This is a genomic window from Sorangium sp. So ce296, from assembly GCF_051529605.1.
In the GTDB taxonomy this organism is placed as follows: domain Bacteria; phylum Myxococcota_A; class Polyangia; order Polyangiales; family Polyangiaceae; genus Sorangium; species Sorangium cellulosum_D.
Map to the genome: position 1 here is coordinate 6,930,460 of NZ_CP150325.1, position 17,570 is coordinate 6,948,029.

A 17,570-nucleotide genomic window follows, 5' to 3' on the forward strand; every position below is an offset into this window, starting at 1 on the left:
GTGCTCAGCACGATGCAAGACAGGCCGAGGAGAGAGGTCAAACGTGCTCTCAGCATGCGCTCAAACTCCAGTGTACTGATGGACCACCACGTGCTCCCATCTGCGCCCGAGCGATCCTCGTCCAGCGCAACATCGAAGCGCGCACGCTGCAACCACGTCGCAACGTGCGCGCCATCGTTGAACACGGGCTGCGATCGACAATGAGCGAGGCGCCGGAGCGGCAGCCCCTGGCAAGCGACAGGAACCTCTGACCCCCTTGCGATAGCCAGAACTGGCCCCGCTCCTGCGCCGCTGGGTCACCTGGCCGGCGCGGCGTTCTCGTCGAGCGCTCCGGGTCCGACCGCGCGTGTCTCCAGGAGAAGCGCAGCGTCTCCAGGTGACGCAGCCTCGGTCGTTGCCGGCTGCCGGAGGCCGCTGCCCGCCCACGCACGCGGCGCCGATCGCCGCCTCGGCGGCTCGGGGGAGACGGTTCGAGCGCCTGGTATGCGCGCTGCAATCGGCAAGGACAGGGGCTCGATGTGACCCGGCTCTAGAGACAGCTCGAGAGGCGCCGCGGGCGAGGGGCGTGACGTGTGCGTTCCTCGCCGCGGAGCAGGCCGGCTTCCCGTGCCCCAGTTCTAACCATCGAACAGGAGCGAACCATGAGCAAGAGCAAGCAGATCCTCACGGTTGACCCGAGTGATATCGTGATCAATTTCACGTATGCGTCCGACCAAACCAGCCTCAGCATAGACGATGCGAACCCCGTGAACATCTCGGTGATCAACAAGAGCGCATACAATCTGCAGAACGTTACCCTGAAACAGTCGGATATCGTCGTTTGGTGGTCGGGGAGCAAGGACCCGGTGACGTCTAGCTTTAGCATCGAGATCCCGGGAGGTACGATGTTCTTTCCCGCAGTGCGCACCTCCACGACGTCGCAGACGCAGGGCTTCTTCGTGACGCCCTTGCAGCAGGCGCACAACTACACCTCGGGCACGATCTCGTTTTCCATCGCGAGCCAAAATATCACTTACGACGTGGTGGCCGACACAGGCGGTGAGAGCACGTCGCAAAACTGGAAGGTCACCACGCGGGGGTAGAGCGGGTTCGGTCTTGTCCTAGAGATCGAGGCGTGTGGTGGGATCCGTGCCCGGCGTCGGCCGCCTGCGAGCTTCGCCGGCGTGCGCCAGGAGCCGAGATCAGAGGCAGCGCAGCACGTTGTCGCGCACGAGCTGCCAGATGGTCTCGGGGATATCCCCGAGCCACCGCGCGTCCCGCTCGACCGGCGCCTCGGCGTCGTCGAGCGGGTCATCCGGGCTGTAGACGAGCCGCCACAGCCGCTCGCTCACGGAGCCGTTCCGATCGATCACGAAGCGCTGCACGAGCTTCTTCGCGAGCTCCTCGCCCTCGACGTCGAGGAGCAGCACCGGCGCCGCCACCTTCACCTCGCGCAGCGGCTTCAGGCGCAGATACGCCCCCTTCACGAGCTCTGCCTCGTCCGGCGGCTCGAACCCCGCCTCCCGGAAGTTGACCGGCGCCTTGGTGTTGCCGACGAGGTAATACTCTCCCTGGGTCTCGGCGAGGATCGCGCCGCCCAGCCTCCCTACGCGTGCCATCTAGACCTCCTCCGCGGTGACGCTCTCGTCCGAGAGCACGAGCGTGCGCCCCGGCGTCTGGCCCGGGAGCGCTTCCCCATCCCATGTGTACTTGTTCGTATATCCGCGCGGCGTGACCATGTACCCCTCGAAGACGAAGGTGTTGGTCGACCCCACGAGCACCGTGGTCAGCATCCCGATCTCGTAGTCGAGGAAGTGATCGACATCGGTGAGCACCGCGCTCTCCAGCTTGCGATACGCGCTCTTCACGAGCGCCACCGGCGTCGTGCCCGCGCGGTGCTGGCGGATGATCTCCTGGGCCCGCACGATCTGGCGCGTCCGCCGCCCGCTCGCCGGATTGTAAAGGCCGATCACGAAGTCGGCGGACGCCGCCGCCTCGAGCCGCCGCTCGATGACCGGCCACGGGGTCAGGAGATCCGACAGCGAGATGGCGCAGAAGTCGTGCCCGAGCGGCGCGCCGACGAGCGACCCGCACGCGTTGAGCGCGGTCATCCCGGGCACGAGGCGGAGCTCCGGCGACTCGCCCCGCTTCCAGCCGATCTCCTCCAGCACCTGGAAGACGAGCCCGGCCATGCCGTACACCCCCGCGTCGCCCGACGAGATGATGGCCACGCGCGCTCCGTCCCGCGCCCGCTCCACCGCGGCGCGCGCCCGGCCGATCTCCTCGGTCATGCCGGTCTTGATCACCTCCTTGCCCTCGATGAGGTGCTTCACCAGCCGGATGTACGTCGTGTACCCCACGATGAGATCCGACGCGGCGATCGCCTCGAGGGCGGCGCGGGTCGCGTGCTCCTCGGCGCCGGGGCCGATCCCGACGATCGACAGGACTCCTTTGCTGTCACCCATGGCTCTCCTCGACGTTGCGCTTCGCGAACGGGACGCGCGCCACGGCGAGCGTCATCGACCGGCCCACGCCCGGCTCGGTGTACGCCCGCTTCGGCACGAGCAGCTTCGTGGCCCCCGCCGCGCGCAGGGCGGCCGGCTCGGCGACGCCCCGGGCGCCGACGTGCTTCTTCACCGTCTCCGACGGGTTCTCGATCCCCTCGGTCGCGTCGAGCTCCTCGGCCGTGAACGTCACGAGCGGCCACCCCCGCCGCGCCGACAGCGCGAGCAGCGCCTCCTCGTCGGCCTTCTTGTCGATCGTCGCCAGCGCCTTCACCGACTTCGCCGACAGCCCGTGCTCCTCGAGCAGCCGGTCCACGCCGCGCTCCACCATGTCGAGCGGCGCGCCGCGGTCGCAGCCGACGCCGAGCACCAGGCTCTTCGGCCGGTAGACGACGGCGCGCTCGACGACCTCGGGGTGCGAGCGCCCGAGATCGCGGTCGCTCGCGACGAGCAGGATCTCCCACGCGCCCGGATCGACGCCGTCGAGCGACGTCGCGTAGCGCACGCCCGGCGGGAGCGGCGTCCCCTCGGGCCAGAACGAGGGCTCGCCCGTCTCCTGCACGAACAGCACGGGCGCGGCGTTCACGACCGCGGCGCAGCCGCGCGTCACGTTGCGATCGGGGTCGTCGAGCGTCCACCCGAGCTCGCGGCCGAGGATGTCGACCGTCAGCGTCCCGATCGCGTCCGACGCGGTGGTCACCACCGGCTGCGCGCCGAGGAGCGCGGCCACCTTCTCGGTGAACGCGTTGCCCCGGCCGACGTGGCCGGACAGCACGCAGATCGAGAACCGGGCCGCGTCGTCGACGCACACGACCGCCGGATCGACCTTCTTGTTCTTGAGCAGCGGCGCGACCATGCGCACCACGGCGCCGACGCTGATCACGAACACGTGGCAGTCGTAGGCCGTGAACGCCTCGGTCAGGAGCGGCCCCATCGGCAGCGGCAGCGGCCTCGCGCCCTCCGGCGCCCGGTCGAAGAGCTTCTGCGACACGTAGAGATCCGCGCCCGGCAGGCCCGGGACGAGCCGGCGCGCGATGTCGATCCCGTGGCGCGTGATGGCGTAGACGGCGTAGGGCTTGCGCTCGGGCGTCACGGGGCCTCCGGCTCTTCGTTCAGGCTCTTGTCGAAGCTGCCCGGCAGCGACGCCTCGGCCTCGCCGACGAGCAGCCCGCTGCGCTCCCCGCGCGTGACCACCACCATGGCGAAGCAGTCGCCCCGCTCGCCCTGCGCGGCCCTGAGGTCCCGCACGATCCGCTGCTCGGGCATCGTCGCCTTGGAGACGAACACCGCCCGGTCGAGGAGGCCCGCCCGCGTGAGCGCCTCGGTCACCTTGGGCATCTCCGAGCCGATCTTCATCAGGACCACGGTGTCGAAGCGCCGGAGCACGTCGGTCAGGTCGTCGACGCCGTACGTGGCGGGGAGGATGGCGATCCGCTCCTGCCCGTCGGCGAGCGAGAGCCCGCTCACGGCCGGGACCGCCGTGACCGAGGTGACGCCGGGGACGACCTCGACCTCGAGCCCGGGGTAGCGGCGGAGCGCCTCGCGGCGCACGTAGACGAACGTGCTGAAGAGCGACGGGTCGCCCTCGGTGGCGAACGCGACGGACAGGCCCCGCGAGAGCCGCTCGCCGATCTTGTCGACCGCCGCGTCGACGTAGGGGCGGACGCGATCCGGGTCCTTGCTCATGGGGAAGGTGAGGAGCAGCCGCTCCTTGTCCCGCTGCTTGCCGACGACGGGCTCGAGGATCCGGTACGCCATCGACGCGCCGAAGTCCGAGCTGCGGGGGAGCGCGAGCACGTCCGCGCCCTCGAGTACGCGCACGGCGCGCAGCGTGAGCAGGTCCGGCGCGCCGGGGCCGACGCCGACGCCATAGAGCTTGCCGAGGCCGCTCATGACGCCTCCGGGGCGCTCGCCGCGGGCTTCGTCGCGGCGAAGACGTGGATCGGGTTCAGCGCCTCGTACCGCATGTACCGCGCCAGCGGGACGCCGCGCGAGACCGAGAGCAGCGTGACCTCGGGGTCGAGCCCCCGCGCCCGCAGCGCCCGGTACGTCTCGGCCACGTTCTCCATCGTGATCGCGTTGACCACGAGCCGGCCGCCCGGCCGCAGCCGATCGAGCGCCGCCGCGATGATCTCCTCCATGCTCCCCTTGCTCCCGCCGACGAACACCGCGTCCGGATCCTCGAGCCCCGCGAGCGCCTCGGGCGCGCGGCCCGCGATCACGCGCACGTTGTCGACCCCGTGCGTGCGGACGTTGTCCCGGCAGATCTCCACGCCCTCCGGGTCGACCTCGATCGCGTAGACGCGCCCGAGGGGGCAGAGCATCGCCGCCTCGATCGAGACCGACCCCGAGCCGGCGCCGACGTCCCAGACGACCGCGTCGGGGCGGATCGCCATCGACGCGATCGAGAGCAGGCGCACCTCGCGCTTCGTGATCAGGCCGTTCTTCGGCATCCGCTTCGCGAACGCGTCCTCGTGCAGGTACGGGACGGAAGGCGGCGGCCGCCACGCCGGATCGCTCCGGAGGAGCAGGAGCACGTTCAGCGGCCCGATGTCCTCGCAGGCCGCGAGCGCGGCGAGGTCGAACGCGCGCACGCGCTCGCCGGCGCCCGCGAGGCTCTCGCAGACCCACGCCTTCCAGCCGGCGTCGCCGTGCTCGAGGAGCCGCGCCGCGAGCCGGGCCGGGCCGTTCTCGCCGTCGGTCAGCACCGCGACCTTCGAGAGCCGGCGGACGCGCGTGGCGAACCCCTCGGGCGAGCGCCCGTGGACCGAGACGAACGCGGCGTCGTCCCAGGCGATGCCCGTGCGCGCGAACGCCCACTGGACCGAGCTCAGGCTCGGGATGATCTCGACGTGCTCGCCGCCGAGCTTCCGGACGACGAGCGCGCCGACGCCGAAGAACAGCGGATCGCCCGAGGCGAGGATGCACACGTTCTGCTCGGCCGAGAGCGCCTCCACGCGCTCGAGCGCCGCGGAGAGCCCGCCCTTCAGGGCGATCTTCTCGCCGCGGAACTGCGGGAAGAACTCGAGGTGCCGCTCGCCCCCCACGAGCACCTCGGCCCGGGCGACCGCGGACGCGGCGCGGCTCGACAGGCTGGCGCACCCGTCGTCGCCGATGCCGACGACGGTCACGGCGCGGCGGGCGCTCACCGCGCCCCCTGCGCGGGCTCGCCCGCCGGAGCGGGCGCCGCCTCGGCCGAGAGGAGCAGCAGTGCGTGGACGATCGCCACGGCGATGGGGCTGCCGCCCTTGCGGCCGCGCGCGACGATCGACGGGAGCCCGGACTCGAGCAGCGCCTCCTTGGACTCCGCCGCCGACACGAACCCGACCGGCACGCCGATCACGAGCGCCGGCCGCGCCCCCTCCTCGCGGGCGAGGCGCACGACCTCGAGCAGCGCGGTCGGCGCGTTGCCGATCGCGACGATCGCTCCGTCGAGGAGCCCGAGCCGGTGCGCCTTGCGCATCGACTCGATCGCGCGGGTCGAGCCGGCCGCCGACGCGGCCTGGATGACGTCGTCGTCCGAGATGAAGCAGTGGATCTTGCAGCCGTACGACGCGAGCCGCTGCTCGTTCAGGCCGACGCCGATCATCTTCACGTCGACGAGCACCGGCGCGCCGCCCCGGAGCGCCTCGATCCCGCGCGCGATCGCCTCGGGGTGGAGCCGCATCAGCGACGAGAACTCGAAGTCCGCGGTCGCGTGGATCACCCGGCGGACGACCTGCCACTCCGCGTCCGGGAAGCCGTGCGCGCCCGCCTCCTCGTCGATGATCGCGAAGCTCTTGTCCTCGATGCGCCGCCCGAGCGCGGTCATCTGCCGCATGTCGTTCACCGCGCGCGCCTCCTCACCGCTCATGGCTCCTCCGCTCTGTCTCTGCCGGCGCCTTCGGCCGGGTACCGGCCGAGCAGCGCCCCGTTGAAATCGACCAGGCAGGCGTGCACCTCGAGGCCGCCGCCCGCGTGGCGCGAGGTGTGCTCGACGACGCGCCTGCAGATCCCCCCGGCCACGCCGGTGAGCCCCTCGCGCTGGCACAGCTCGAGCACGTGCCGCGCGGTGTTCGCCTGCCGGATCTCGGCCGCGATCTCCGGCCGCGCGCCGAGCTCCTCGGCGATCTGCGCGAGCAGCTCCATGCTCACCTCCGAGCCGGCGGCGTGCGTCATCATCTTGCCGTCGGCCATCTTCGAGAGCTTGCCGATCATGCCGACGATGACCGCGCGGGCGATCCGCCGCCGCGCCGCGTGGCGGACGCCGGTGCCGATGAAGTCGCCCACCTGGATGAACGCCTCCTCCGGCAGCTCCGGGTAGAGCTTCATCGCGTACGCCTCGGACTTGCCGCCGGTCGTCAGCGCGAGCGTCGCGATGCCGCGCTCGGCGGCGACGTCGATCGCCTGCACCACGCTCGCGCGGAAGGCGGCGGTCGAGTACGGCTTCACGATCCCGCTCGTCCCGAGGATGGAGATCCCGCCGATGAGCCCGAGGCGCGCGTTGATGGTCTGCTTCGCCATCTCCTCGCCCTGGGGGACGCTGATCGTGACCGTGGCGCCGGCGAAGCCCGAGCCCTGGAGCTCCTCGAGCACCATCTCGGTGATGTTCCGGCGCGGCACGGGGTTCACGGCCGGCGCGCCGACCGGCAGCCCGAGCCCGGGCTTGGTGACGACGGCGACCCCGTCGCCCCCGCGGATCTCGACGCCCGGCTCGCGGCGGAGCTCGACCTCGGCGACGAGCTCGGCGCCGTGGGTGCAGTCCGGATCGTCGCCGGCGTCCTTGATGACGCTGCACGTGGCGCGCGGCCCCTCGCGGTCGCAGCGCTTCAGCGGGAAGGTCACCCGCTGCCCGTTCGGCAGGGTCGTCTCGATGGCGTCGACGGCCGCGCCGCGCGCGAGCACGCGCGCCGCCGCCTTGGCCGCGGCGGCCGCGCACGCGCCCGTCGTGAACCCCTCGCGCTGCCCTTTCGGGTCTCTCGGCCGGACCTCTGCCATCCAGGATCCTGAACGATTACACGGACTTCTTCAGCGGGTTGTTGAAGAAGCTCTCGAGGAGCACGCTGCCCTCCGGCGCGCCGAGCGCGGCCAGCCGGTCGCGGAGCGGGTAAATGACGGCGCCGTCGCCGGCGCAGAGCGCGGCGTCGTAGGGCCCGGCCGCGAGGTGATCGCCGACGAGCGCGCACGCGCGCGCCGGACGCTCGGGGTGGCCGACCGGGAGGAAGCCGCCGAGGACCGTCAGGCGGGCGCGCTCGGGGAGGCGCTCCCGGACGAACCGCTCGGACACGAAGGTGTCGTCGGACTCGACGAGCCAGAGCAGGTCGAGCTGCGCCGCGCCGGCCGCGGCCGCGCCCCGCGCGATCCCGAGCGCGGCGGTGATGCCGGTGTCGGTGGCGACGACGAGCGCGCGGCCGGAGAAGCCGTCCGGGAGCCGCAGCTTGCCCCAGGGGCCGCTCCACTCGAGCTCCGCCCCGACGGCGATGTCGTTGAGCACGTTCGACCCCGGGCCGGCGCCGATGCGCTTGACCGCGATCTCGACGCTGCGCTGCTCGGCGTCGCTCGAGAGCAGCGAGTAGGCGCGCTTCGCGAGCTTGCCGCCGGGCAGGGTGACCCCGGTGTTGATGATCACGTACTGCCCGCCGGCGAAGCCGAGCGCGGCGCCGTCGACGCGCTCGACGCGGAGCAGCCGCGCCCCGTGGCCGAGCGGCTCGGCGTGGACGATCCTGATCTTGGCGCTGCCTTGAGCCATCGGTCTGCTCCTGCTCCTGCTCCTGCCGTGATTACTCCGCCGGGTAGACCTCGTGCACGAAGTCGTGCATCTCCTCGAGCTCGCGGTAGAGCCGGCCGAGCCCGTCGACCTGGGCGCGGAGGTCGAGCTCGACCTGCTTCGTGAGGATGAGGAGCGAGCGCAGGTAGGCGATCTTCTCGTCGCCCGCGGGCGTCTTCGCGACCTTCTCCTGGAGCTCCGCGAGCGACCCCTCGAACAGCCGCGAGAGGCTCTTGAGATCCCCGGCGCGCAGCATCGCCGAGATCGGGCCGGGCGCCTCGGCCGCGGGGCCGAGCTCGGCGAGCTCGTGCGCGCGCTCGGCGGGATCGTCGATGCCGAGGATGTTCATGAGCCCCAGGCGAAGCGCGGCGATTTCGTGACAGGCCATGTCGGCTCCCTCCTAATCCGCCCCCTCCTACCAGCTAGAGAACAGGGCGGGAAGGAGCAGGCGGGGCGGCCCGTGCGCGCGCTTCGACGGGCGCTCGGTCCGTGCTAGGTGGGCCCGCCGCCGCGCGCCCAGCGAGCGCGGCGCCCGCGCGCCCATGCAGAAGATCACCCTCCTCGATCGCCTCCGCTACCGCTTCGATCTCACCATGGCGAAGGGCGCGCCCGCGCTCATCGCCTGGCTGTTCGTGCTCTCGACCGCGATGGTGGTCCTGTTCGCGGCGATCGTCGTGCTCCTCGGGCTCGCCCCCGACGGGGAGGAGGGCGCGCCGGTGTCGTTCCCCTCCGCCCTCTGGATCACGCTGATGCGCGCCCTCGACGCCGGCACCGTCGCCGGCGACACGGGCAGCCGCGGCTACCTCGCCGCGATGTTCGCCGTCACGCTCGGCGGCATCTTCATGGTCAGCATCCTCATCGGCATCATCACGAGCGGGATCGAGGACCGCGTGAGCGAGCTCCGCAAGGGCCGCTCCCTCGTCTGCGAGGAGGGGCACACCGTCATCCTCGGCTGGTCGCCGCAGATCTTCTCGATGATCCAGGAGCTCGCGATCGCCAACGAGAGCCGCCCGCGCGCGGCCATCGCCGTGCTCGCCGAGAAGGACAAGGTCGACATGGAGGACGAGATCCGCGCGCGCGTCGGGCCGACCGGCAAGACGCGCGTGGTCTGCCGCACCGGAAACCCGTGCGATCCCGCGGACATCGCCATCGTGAACCCGGACGCGGCGCGGTCGATCATCCTGCTCTCGCCCGAGGAGGGGAACCCGGACTCGCAGGTGATCAAGTCGATCCTGGCGCTCACCAACAAGGCGGGGCGCAAGAAGGGGCGCTACCCGATCGTCACGCAGATCCGCGACCGGCGGAACCTCGACGCCGCGCGGCTCGTGGCGCGCGACGAGGCGGCGCTCATCCCCACGGAGGACGTGCTCTCGCGCATCACCGTGCAGACCTGCCGCAGCGAGGGCCTGAGCGTGGTCTACGGCGAGCTGCTCGACTTCAAGGGCCACGAGATCTACACGCGCGACGAGCCCGCGCTCGTGGGCAAGTCGTTCGGCGAGGCGCTCTTCGCGTACGACGACTGCGCGGTGATCGGGATCCGGCGGCGGGGCGGCGAGGTGCTGCTCAACCCGCCCATGGACGCGCGGATCGAGCCGGGCGACGCCGTCATCCTCATCGCCGAGGACGACAGCGCGATCGGCGCGCCCTCGAAGAAGCCGCCGAAGGTCGACGAGCGGGCGATCCGGGACGGCAAGCCCGCCGCGCCGCGGCCCGAGCGCACGCTCCTCCTCGGCTGGAACCGCCGCGCCGCGGCGTTCATCAACGAGCTCGATCACTACGTCGCGGAGGGCTCCGAGGTCACCGTCGTCGCCGACGTCCCCGACGCCAGGGAGCAGCTCGAGGCCGAATGCGGCGAGCTCCGGAACCTCGCCGTCAGGATCGAGCGGGGCGACACGACCGATCGGCGCACGCTCGACCGCGTGGTGGGCTCCTACGATCACGTGGTGACGCTGAGCTACTCCGACGCGCTCGATCCGCAGGAGGCCGACGCGCGCACGCTGGTCACGCTGCTCCACCTGCGCGACCTCGAGGCGAAGCGCGGCCAGAGCTTCAGCATCGTGAGCGAGATGCTCGATCTCCGGAACCGCGAGCTCGCCGAGGTCGCGCACGCGGACGACTTCATCGTGAGCGACAAGCTCGTCAGCCTGATGCTCGCGCAGATCTCCGAGAACCGGGACCTGGCCGCGGTCTTCGAGGACCTGTTCGATCCGGAGGGGTCCGAGCTGTACCTGAAGCCCGCACGCGACTACGTGCGCCTCGCCCGCCCGGTGACGTTCGCCACGATCGTCGAGTCGGCGCGGCGCCGCGGCGAGGTCGCGGTCGGCTACCGCCTCGCGGCGCAGGCCGACGACGCGGCGCAGGCCTACGGCGTGAAGGTGAACCCGAGGAAGCGCGCGCCGGTGACGCTCGGCGAGGGCGACAGGATCATCGTCCTGGCCGAGCAGTAGCGGGGTCAGCGCGCGTCGGCGCGCTCGAGGAGCACGCCCGCGGCGGCGATGGCGAGGGCGGCGAGCGGGATCGCGAGCGCGAGCGCGGCCGGCCCGAGCCAGGCCGAGGTGGCGTCGTTCCAGAGCAGCGACGCGAGCACGATCGCGTCGCGGAGGCCCTCGCGCGCCTCGAACGCGTCGGGCCGGTACATGAACGCCGCCGTGGGCAAGAGCGGCGCGATCCACACGGCCGACGCGACCATGAGCGCGTGGAAGCTGTCGCGCATCCGCGCGAGGAGTGGCAGGAGCGCCGAGAGCAGCGCGATCGCGAGCGCGACGAGGGCGAGGCCGGCGCCGAGCGCGCCCGCCGCGCTGACCATGTCGTTCGCCGCGATGTGCGGCGCGACGGCGAGCGCGGTACAGGCCGCGACCGCCACGCCCGCCCCGGCCCCGGCGAGCAGCGACGGCGCCGTGCGCGCGGCGAGCAGGACGCGGGCGCGGATCGGCTTGGCGAGCAGGATCTCGAGCCGATGCTCCTCCCGCGCCGTGACCGTCGCGTCGACGAGGCCCGCCAGGGCGACGAAGTAGGCGACGAAATAGGTGGCGAGGAGATCGTTGATCAGGAGCACGGCGGCCATCCCCTCGATGCCGAAGGCCTGCTCCAGGAAGTGGATGACCTGGGCCGGCACGCGGACGAGCAGCGCGTGCGTGCCGAGCACCACGAGCGCGCCCGCGATCGCCGCGACGAGCGAGGTGCGGCGCGGGGCGCGGCGCGCTTCGAGCGCGAAGTAGCCGCGGAGCGAGCCCGCGGGGGCGGTCGCCCGGGTCATGCTTCCATCCTCCGGACGCCGGCGGCGCCGACCGCGACGGTGAGGGCGGTGAGCGCGGCGAGCGCGAGCATCGGCGGGCCGAGCACGGCGGGGCCGAGGTGGTCGAGGCTCCCGAGGCCGAGCGCGCCGAGGGTGATCGGGTTCGCGAGGGTGATGGCCCGCCAGGCGGGCTGATAGAAGCCGATGAGCGAGAGGCCCACGAGGCCCCCGAGCGTGGCGAACCCGATCAGCGCCGAGGCGCCGCGGTGCTTCACCCACGCGGCGATCGCGGCAGAGAGCGCGGTCGCGAACAGGGCCGCGAAGGCGTGGAGCGACATCGCGCCGAGGAAGGGGCCGGGGCGGAAACCGGGGACGCGCGCCGCGAAGTAGACGGCCCCGGCGAGCTGGGTGGCGCCGTGCAGGGTCCCCATCACCGCGCACGCGCTCAGCGCGCGGAGGACGAAGTAGCGCGGGATCGAGAGCGGCTTGCTGGCGAGGAGCGGCAGCACGCCGGTGTCGCGCTCGCGGAGCACGACGCCGCTGGCGAGCACCACGGGGATGAACGCGATCGCCTTGTTCATCGTCAGGTCGATCCACACGTACATGAAGGTCTGGAACGGCCCGGCGTCGCCGAACCAGGCGGCCATCGCGGCGCGCACGTGCTCGGGCGGCCGCGCGAGCACGACGGGGATCGCGACCAGGGCGTAAGCGAGCATCGCGACGCAGAGCCAGGTCTTCCGCTCGCGGAGCGTCGCCAGGTAGTCGAGCCACAGGAGGCGGATCACGCGGCCTCCCGGCGCACGAGCGCGAGGTAGAGATCGTCCATGGTGCGGGCGCCGTGCGCGTCCTTGAGGCGCTCGACCTCGTCGCAGGCGACGAGGCGCGAGCGGTGCATCACCGCGACGCGCCGGCAGAGGGCCTCGACGTCGGAGAGGATGTGCGACGAGAACACGACGGTGACGCCGCGCTCGCGCGCGAGCTCGCGGAGCAGCTCGAGGAGCTCGTGGCGGCCGAGGGGATCGAGCCCCGAGGTCGGCTCGTCGAGCAGGAGCACCGCGGGCTCGTTGATCAGCGCCTGGGCGATCCCGACCTTCTGGGCCATGCCGGTGGAGAAGCCGCGCAGGGGGCGGTCGGCCTCGCGCTCGAGCCCGAAGCGGCGCAAGAGGGCGTCGGCGCGCGCGGCCGCGACGTCGCGGGGCAGCGCGAACATCGCGGCGACGTAGCGGAGGAACCCGCGCGCCGTCATGTCGGGGGGCAGCGCGTACGAGGCGGGCAGGTAACCCGCGCTCCGTCGGACCTCCAGCATCTCACGGACGACATCGCGCCCGAGCACGCGCGCGGACCCCGAGGTCGGCCGGGTCAGGCCGAGGAGCATGCGCAGCGTGGTCGTCTTGCCGGCGCCGTTGTGCCCCATGAAGCCGAAGATCTCGCCCGGCGCGACGGTGAAGCTCACGCCGTCCACGGCCGTGACCTTCCCGAAGCGCTTGCCGAGCGCGTTCACCTCGATCGCCTGGTTCATCGCTCTCTCCCTGCGCGCGATGCGGTCGCGCGGTGTGTCGTGGAGACCGTGGTCGTGGAGGCCGCCGCGGGGCGCGCCGCGAGGCCCGCGCGGAAGATGTCGGCGATCGCGTCGAGCGCGCGCTCGCCGGCGAAGGAGCCGAACGACGTGACCAGCCCGAGGTGCTGGGGCGCGAAGCGCAGCACGCCGAGCACGAAGGGGATCGCGTCGCGATCGACGTCGGGCCGGATCTCGCCGCGCGCGATGCCCTCGTCGACCCAGCCGACGATCTGGGCGACCTGCGCCTTCGCGGCGGCGGCGCTCGCGGCGTCGTCCTGCAGGCGGAGCGCGCGGAGGTCGGGGTCCTCGCGGAGGAGCTTGCCGAAGAGCGGCTCCGCGGCCTGCTGGCGGTAGGCGAAGCGGAGGGTCGCGACGAGGCGATCGAGCGGCGAGTCGAGGCCCATCACCTCGGCGGCGAAGCGGGCGCGGATCGCGGCGAAGGCCTGCTCGACCACCTCGCGCAGGAGGGCCTCCTTGTCGGCGAACTCCAGGTAGAGCGCGCCCTTCGCGCAGCCGGCCTCGGCGGCGACGGCGTCGAGGTTCACGCCCTTGAAGCCGCGCTCGGCGAAGAGGCGCCTGGCGGCCTCGAGGATCCTGGTGCGACGGGCAGGGTCGCGGGGCTTTTCGGGGCGGCGGGCGGGCACAGAACCGATATGACTCATTCAGACAAATGAGTCAAATCGGGCGACGCCTCGACGTGGGACCGGGCAGGGCCACGGGAGGGCTATCTCCGCGCGTCAGGGATCCACGCTCGAGCGCGGCTCCGGGCGCCGCGCCTCACTGCATGATGTCGTCGACGAGCCGCGCCACCAGCCGGTCGCCGAGCAGGTGCTCCTCCACGAGGTCCTTCGCGTCCTCCTCGCGGACGCCGCGGTACCACACGCCGTCCGGGTAGACGGCGACCGTCGGCCCCTCGCCGCAGCGCCCCATGCACGACGTCCTCGTCACGCGGATCTGCTGCTGCTGGCCGGCCTGCTTCACGCCGCGGCGCAGCGACTCGAGCAGCGCCAGGCTGCCGCGGTCCACGCAGTCGGCGTTGCCGCAGACGAGCACGTGCTTGCGCAGCGGGCGGTGGGCGTGCGGGTGGTTCGACGCCTGCGTGTGCGTGAGCGTGTGGCGCACGCTGTAGAGCATCGCCTTGAGCCCGCCGACCTCCCGGGCGAGCCCCGGCAGGGCCGTGCGGTACATGCACGTGTCGCAGGGGAGGGGAGCCTCGCCGGCGAGCGCCTGGCGCGCGCGCTCGTCGATCAGCCCCGACAGCGCGCTCGACCGGCCGAGGTGGGGCGCGAGCGACGCGCGGATCCACGGGTACGTCGACGCGAAGCGGTCGACCTGCTCGGCGAGCTTCGTCATGAGCCGGCCGGCGAAGAGGAAGTAGGGGAGGACGACGACGCGCTCGGGCCGCTGGCGCGCGACGCGCTCCAGCGTCTCCTCCACCGAGGGCCGCGTGACGCCGATGAAGGTCGGCTCGACCAGGAGCAGCCCCCGGCCCTCGCCGATGAGGCGCGTCATCTTGCAGAAATCGCCGTTCGCGTCCGGGTCGCTGGACCCGCGCCCCACCACGACGAGCGCCGTCCGGGCGCGCGCCGCCGGGTCGTCCGGCAGCGCGGACGCGGCGCGCTCGAACGCGAGCTCCGCGAGCGCCGGGTGCACGCCGAGGTGCCGCGCCGCCGAGAAGCGCACGCCCGGGTGCGCCGCCCGCGCCTGCTCGAGCGCCAGGGGGATGTCGTTCTTCACGTGCCCGGCCGCGAACAGGAACAGCGGCACGACCGCCACCCGCGACACCCGCGCCGCGAGCGCCGCGAGCGCGTCGGCGAGGTACGGCGTCGCGAGCTCGATGTAGCCGTGCTGCACCACGAGCCCGGGCCGCGACGCGCCGTAATCGGCGACGAGCGCCTCGAACTCGGCGTTCGACGCGGCGTCGCGGCTGCCGTGGCCGATCAGCAGGAGCCCTTCGTCATGCATGCGAGCGCCTCCTCCAGGGTGAGCGGGAGCATTGCGCGGCCCCGCGGGTCGAGCGGCTCGGCCGGGCCCAGCCGGGTCCAGAGCTCCGCGACCCACGGCCGCCTGAGCCGCGCCCGCGCGAGGAGCTCGCCGGCCGCGAACACCTCCCGCGGCGGCCCGTCCGCGAGCACCTGCCCGTCGCCGAGCAGCACCGCGCGCGTCGCGAACAGCGGCACGAGGTCGACCGCGTGCGTCGCGGCGACCAGCGTGGTCCCCTGCTGCTCCGAGAGCGCGCGCAGCGTCCGGCACAGGGAGAGCTCGCCCTCCGGGTCGAGCCCCGCGGTCGGCTCGTCGAGCAGCAGCACGCGCGGCTGCATCGCGAGCATCCCGGCGATGCACGCGCGCTTGCGCTCGCCGAAGCTCAGCGCCTCGATCGCGCGGCCGGCGAGGTGCGCGATCTGCACGGCCGAGAGCGCCGCCTCGGCGCGGCGCCGCGCCTCGGGCGCGGGCAGGCCCAGGTTCCGCGGGCCGAACAGGACGTCGTCGAGGAGCGTCGCGCCGAGCAACTGGTCGTCCGGGTCCTGGAGCACGAGCGCGGCGCCCGCGGCCACGGCGTCCGAGGGCGAGCCCACGCGGCGGCCGGAGATCTCGACGCTGCCGCCGGGCGCGGGGAGGAGCCCGACGAGCGTCCGGAGCAGCGCGGTCTTGCCGGCGCCGTTGCCGCCGAGCACCGCCACGGACTCGCCCTCGGCGACGTCGAGGCGCACGTCGCGCAGCGCGGGCTCGGCGCCGCGGTAGCCCACCCTGGGCGCGCGGAGGGCGATCGCGCTCATCCCGCCGCTCCGGCGGCGACGCTGAGGCCGAGGGCCGCGAGGGCGACGGCGGCGAACGCGAGGTTCGCGGCGGGCGCGCTCGGCCGGCGGTCGGCGACGGGGAGCTCCCCCCGGTAGCCGCGGAGCTGCATGGCGACGGCGGCGTGCTCGGAGCGCTCCAGGGTCCGGAGCGCCACGACGCCCGCGACGGCGCCGGCCGAGCGCGCGGCGGCGCCCGGGCGCGCGAACCCGCCGCGGAGCGCGGCGGCGCTCCACGCGCTGTCGGCGGCGCGCTGGAGCACGCCGGCGAAGCGCCGCGCGAGCGCGAGCAGCTCGACGAGGGCCGCGGGCGCGCCGAGCCCGGCGAGCGCCGCCTCGATCTCGGCCGGCGCGGCGGCGCTCGAGAGCCACCGGAGCACCGCGGCGGCCGCGAGGACGCGCGCGGCGATGGCCGCGGCGCGGCGGGCGCCGTCGCGCGCGATCGCGTCGAGCGGGAACGGCGCGCCCGCGAGGAGCGGCTCGCCCGGGGTGAGCGCGAGCGCGAGGGCCGCGGCGACCCCTCCGAGCCACGCGGCGGGCGCGAAGGCGCGCAGGATGGCGCCGGCGGTCACGCCCTGGAGGGCGAGGGCCGCGCACGCGACGGCGAGCAGCGCGGCCGGCGTCCAGGGCGAGCGCGCGCCCGCGGCGACGCAGCACGCGGCCACGGCGGCCCCGAGGCGGAGCCGGGGATCCACGTCGCGGAGCCGCGCGGGGGGGTCAATCCGCACGGAGCCCGTCGCCGCCGGGCTTGCCGGCGGGCTGGCCGGCGCGCTCCACGAAGAGCACGCGCGAGAAGTAGCCCAGGGCGAAGCCGGAGAGGAGCCCTGCCCAGAGGAAGGCGAAGAGCAGGAGGTCGCCCTCGAGGCCCGCGAACAGCGGCCCCGTGTCGTGGCGGCCGGCGTCCTCGGCGACGCGGCGGACGACGGCCTCGTCGACCCCGTCCCACGAGGCGTCGCCGCACGCGGCGAGCCAGAGCGCGGCGGCGGCCAGCAGCGCGCGCTGCGCGGCCCGCCGCGTCACGACGCCCCCGCGGGGAGCGGGACGACCTGGAGCCGCTCGAGGATGTCGGGCCGCCGGGCGCGCAGGAAGACGAGCGCTCCCGCGGTCATGGCACCCTCGAGCAAACCGAGCGGCAGCTGGGTGGGGACGAAGGCCAGGGCGACGCCGGTGAACATGGATCCCACCGACCCGTCGCCCGCGAGCCCGAGCGCGAGCTCGAGGGCCGTGGTCGCGTACGTGGCCCAGTCGGACGTCACGCCGGCCAGGAACCCCGCGACCCAGAGGCTCGCGCCGCAGCGCCGCGCGAGCCGGAAGACGAGGTATCCGGTGAACGCGCCCGCGATGCCCATCGACGCGACGTCGGCGCCGAGCGTGGTGAGCCCGCCGTGCGCGAGGAAGAGGGCCTGGATGAGGAGCGCCACCACGGTGACGAGGACGGTCATCCAGGGACCGATGAGCACCGCGGCGAGCCCGGTGCCGCACGGGTGGGAGCAGGTCCCTGCGGTCGGCACCGGCACGGGCATGCACGAGATCGCGAAGACGGCGGCGGCGACGAGGCCGACGAACGGCTTGTAGAAGGCGTCGTCCCGGGTGCGGCGCCGGAGCAGGTGGAGGGCGACGGCGACGAAGGGAAGGGCGAGCGCGTTCCAGACCGCGCACCAGCCGAGCGGCAGGACGCCTTCCGCGAGGTGCATCGCGGCCGCGGGCCGGGGCGCGAGCAGCGTCGCGAGGAGCACGGCGGCGATGGACACAG

The 17,570-nt window shown here is 73.4% G+C and carries 18 protein-coding genes and 1 pseudogene; 2 read left to right on the plus strand and 17 right to left on the minus strand.

What is annotated here, in order from left to right:
* Positions 1-641 precede the first annotated feature (641 nt).
* The gene (locus WME98_RS25825; RefSeq protein WP_437953720.1) at positions 642-1,082 is read left to right on the plus strand and encodes a hypothetical protein; all 441 of its coding nucleotides are present in this window, start codon (positions 642-644) and stop codon (positions 1,080-1,082) included.
* A gap of 99 nt (positions 1,083-1,181) precedes the next feature.
* Here the strand turns inward: WME98_RS25825 and cobJ are convergent.
* The 8 genes and pseudogenes from cobJ to WME98_RS25865 form a co-directional block, all read right to left on the minus strand.
* Positions 1,182-2,444: pseudogene (cobJ, locus tag WME98_RS25830) on the minus strand (precorrin-3B C(17)-methyltransferase).
* The gene (locus WME98_RS25835) at positions 2,437-3,576 is read right to left on the minus strand and encodes a cobalt-precorrin 5A hydrolase (RefSeq protein WP_437953721.1); all 1,140 of its coding nucleotides are present in this window, start codon (positions 3,574-3,576) and stop codon (positions 2,437-2,439) included. Before WME98_RS25835 ends, cobJ begins: the two are co-directional and overlap by 8 nt.
* Positions 3,573-4,376: a precorrin-2 C(20)-methyltransferase gene (gene cobI, locus WME98_RS25840; RefSeq protein WP_437953722.1), complete on the minus strand. Its 804-nt coding sequence runs from the start codon at positions 4,374-4,376 to the stop codon at positions 3,573-3,575. The genes WME98_RS25835 and cobI overlap by 4 nt, the downstream gene beginning before the upstream one ends.
* The gene (gene cbiE, locus WME98_RS25845; protein ID WP_437953723.1) at positions 4,373-5,632 is read right to left on the minus strand and encodes a precorrin-6y C5,15-methyltransferase (decarboxylating) subunit CbiE; all 1,260 of its coding nucleotides are present in this window, start codon (positions 5,630-5,632) and stop codon (positions 4,373-4,375) included. Before cbiE ends, cobI begins: the two co-directional genes overlap by 4 nt.
* Positions 5,629-6,336 carry a precorrin-8X methylmutase gene (locus WME98_RS25850; RefSeq protein ID WP_437317652.1) on the minus strand — a complete coding sequence of 236 codons (708 nt, stop codon included), beginning with the start codon at positions 6,334-6,336 and terminating at the stop codon, positions 5,629-5,631. The genes cbiE and WME98_RS25850 overlap by 4 nt, the downstream gene beginning before the upstream one ends.
* On the minus strand, positions 6,333-7,460 hold the full coding sequence (locus tag WME98_RS25855) for a cobalt-precorrin-5B (C(1))-methyltransferase (RefSeq protein ID WP_061626872.1): 1,128 nt from the start codon (positions 7,458-7,460) through the stop codon (positions 6,333-6,335). The genes WME98_RS25850 and WME98_RS25855 overlap by 4 nt, the downstream gene beginning before the upstream one ends.
* Positions 7,461-7,476: 16 nt before the next feature.
* Entirely contained in the window at positions 7,477-8,211 is a 735-nt protein-coding gene (locus WME98_RS25860; protein WP_437953724.1) for an FAD-dependent oxidoreductase, read from the minus strand.
* Positions 8,212-8,242: 31 nt separating this feature from the next.
* The gene (locus WME98_RS25865; protein ID WP_061626878.1) at positions 8,243-8,617 is read right to left on the minus strand and encodes a DUF3209 family protein; all 375 of its coding nucleotides are present in this window, start codon (positions 8,615-8,617) and stop codon (positions 8,243-8,245) included.
* Between the two features lie 154 nt (positions 8,618-8,771).
* Here WME98_RS25865 and WME98_RS25870 point away from each other — a divergent pair, with 154 nt between their 5' ends.
* Entirely contained in the window at positions 8,772-10,676 is a 1,905-nt protein-coding gene (locus WME98_RS25870) for a CASTOR/POLLUX-related putative ion channel (protein WP_437953725.1), read from the plus strand.
* Between the two features lie 5 nt (positions 10,677-10,681).
* On the opposite strand, the gene WME98_RS25875 is transcribed toward WME98_RS25870, so the two are convergent.
* The 9 genes from WME98_RS25875 to WME98_RS25915 form a co-directional block, all read right to left on the minus strand.
* Positions 10,682-11,485, minus strand: a complete 804-nt coding sequence (locus WME98_RS25875; protein ID WP_437953726.1) for a hypothetical protein — start codon at positions 11,483-11,485, stop codon at positions 10,682-10,684.
* A complete protein-coding gene (locus WME98_RS25880; RefSeq protein ID WP_437953727.1) occupies positions 11,482-12,249 on the minus strand; it encodes a hypothetical protein in 768 nt (255 codons plus the stop codon). Before WME98_RS25880 ends, WME98_RS25875 begins: the two co-directional genes overlap by 4 nt.
* Complete coding sequence (locus WME98_RS25885; RefSeq protein WP_437953728.1) at positions 12,246-12,983, minus strand: ABC transporter ATP-binding protein; 738 nt, start codon at positions 12,981-12,983, stop codon at positions 12,246-12,248. Before WME98_RS25885 ends, WME98_RS25880 begins: the two co-directional genes overlap by 4 nt.
* Entirely contained in the window at positions 12,980-13,666 is a 687-nt protein-coding gene (locus WME98_RS25890; RefSeq protein ID WP_437953729.1) for a TetR family transcriptional regulator, read from the minus strand. The genes WME98_RS25885 and WME98_RS25890 overlap by 4 nt, the downstream gene beginning before the upstream one ends.
* A gap of 133 nt (positions 13,667-13,799) precedes the next feature.
* Positions 13,800-14,987, minus strand: coding sequence for a CbiX/SirB N-terminal domain-containing protein (locus tag WME98_RS25895; protein ID WP_437335588.1), 1,188 nt, complete (start codon positions 14,985-14,987; stop codon positions 13,800-13,802).
* On the minus strand, positions 14,963-15,799 hold the full coding sequence (locus tag WME98_RS25900; RefSeq protein ID WP_061626885.1) for an energy-coupling factor ABC transporter ATP-binding protein: 837 nt from the start codon (positions 15,797-15,799) through the stop codon (positions 14,963-14,965). Before WME98_RS25900 ends, WME98_RS25895 begins: the two co-directional genes overlap by 25 nt.
* On the minus strand, positions 15,796-16,545 hold the full coding sequence (locus tag WME98_RS25905) for a CbiQ family ECF transporter T component (protein WP_437953730.1): 750 nt from the start codon (positions 16,543-16,545) through the stop codon (positions 15,796-15,798). The genes WME98_RS25900 and WME98_RS25905 overlap by 4 nt, the downstream gene beginning before the upstream one ends.
* Positions 16,535-16,837 (minus strand): hypothetical protein, encoded by a 303-nt coding sequence (locus WME98_RS25910; protein ID WP_437953731.1) that lies wholly within the window; start codon positions 16,835-16,837, stop codon positions 16,535-16,537. Before WME98_RS25910 ends, WME98_RS25905 begins: the two co-directional genes overlap by 11 nt.
* Positions 16,834-17,568, minus strand: coding sequence for an energy-coupling factor ABC transporter permease (locus WME98_RS25915; RefSeq protein WP_061621266.1), 735 nt, complete (start codon positions 17,566-17,568; stop codon positions 16,834-16,836). The genes WME98_RS25910 and WME98_RS25915 overlap by 4 nt, the downstream gene beginning before the upstream one ends.
* Positions 17,569-17,570 lie beyond the last annotated feature (2 nt).

What these genes read in the sequence shown, in the direction of transcription:
- WME98_RS25885 (WP_437953728.1), bottom strand. Translation starts at nt 12,983, where the DNA reads ATGAACCAGGCGATCGAGGTGAACGCGCTCGGCAAGCGCTTCGGGAAG.
- WME98_RS25870 (WP_437953725.1), top strand. Translation starts at nt 8,772, where the DNA reads ATGCAGAAGATCACCCTCCTCGATCGCCTCCGCTACCGCTTCGATCTC.
- cobI (WP_437953722.1), bottom strand. Translation starts at nt 4,376, where the DNA reads ATGAGCGGCCTCGGCAAGCTCTATGGCGTCGGCGTCGGCCCCGGCGCG.
- WME98_RS25850 (WP_437317652.1), bottom strand. Translation starts at nt 6,336, where the DNA reads ATGAGCGGTGAGGAGGCGCGCGCGGTGAACGACATGCGGCAGATGACC.
- WME98_RS25875 (WP_437953726.1), bottom strand. Translation starts at nt 11,485, where the DNA reads ATGACCCGGGCGACCGCCCCCGCGGGCTCGCTCCGCGGCTACTTCGCG.
- WME98_RS25825 (WP_437953720.1), top strand. Translation starts at nt 642, where the DNA reads ATGAGCAAGAGCAAGCAGATCCTCACGGTTGACCCGAGTGATATCGTG.
- WME98_RS25900 (WP_061626885.1), bottom strand. Translation starts at nt 15,799, where the DNA reads ATGAGCGCGATCGCCCTCCGCGCGCCCAGGGTGGGCTACCGCGGCGCC.
- WME98_RS25855 (WP_061626872.1), bottom strand. Translation starts at nt 7,460, where the DNA reads ATGGCAGAGGTCCGGCCGAGAGACCCGAAAGGGCAGCGCGAGGGGTTC.
- WME98_RS25895 (WP_437335588.1), bottom strand. Translation starts at nt 14,987, where the DNA reads ATGCATGACGAAGGGCTCCTGCTGATCGGCCACGGCAGCCGCGACGCC.
- WME98_RS25865 (WP_061626878.1), bottom strand. Translation starts at nt 8,617, where the DNA reads ATGGCCTGTCACGAAATCGCCGCGCTTCGCCTGGGGCTCATGAACATC.
- WME98_RS25860 (WP_437953724.1), bottom strand. Translation starts at nt 8,211, where the DNA reads ATGGCTCAAGGCAGCGCCAAGATCAGGATCGTCCACGCCGAGCCGCTC.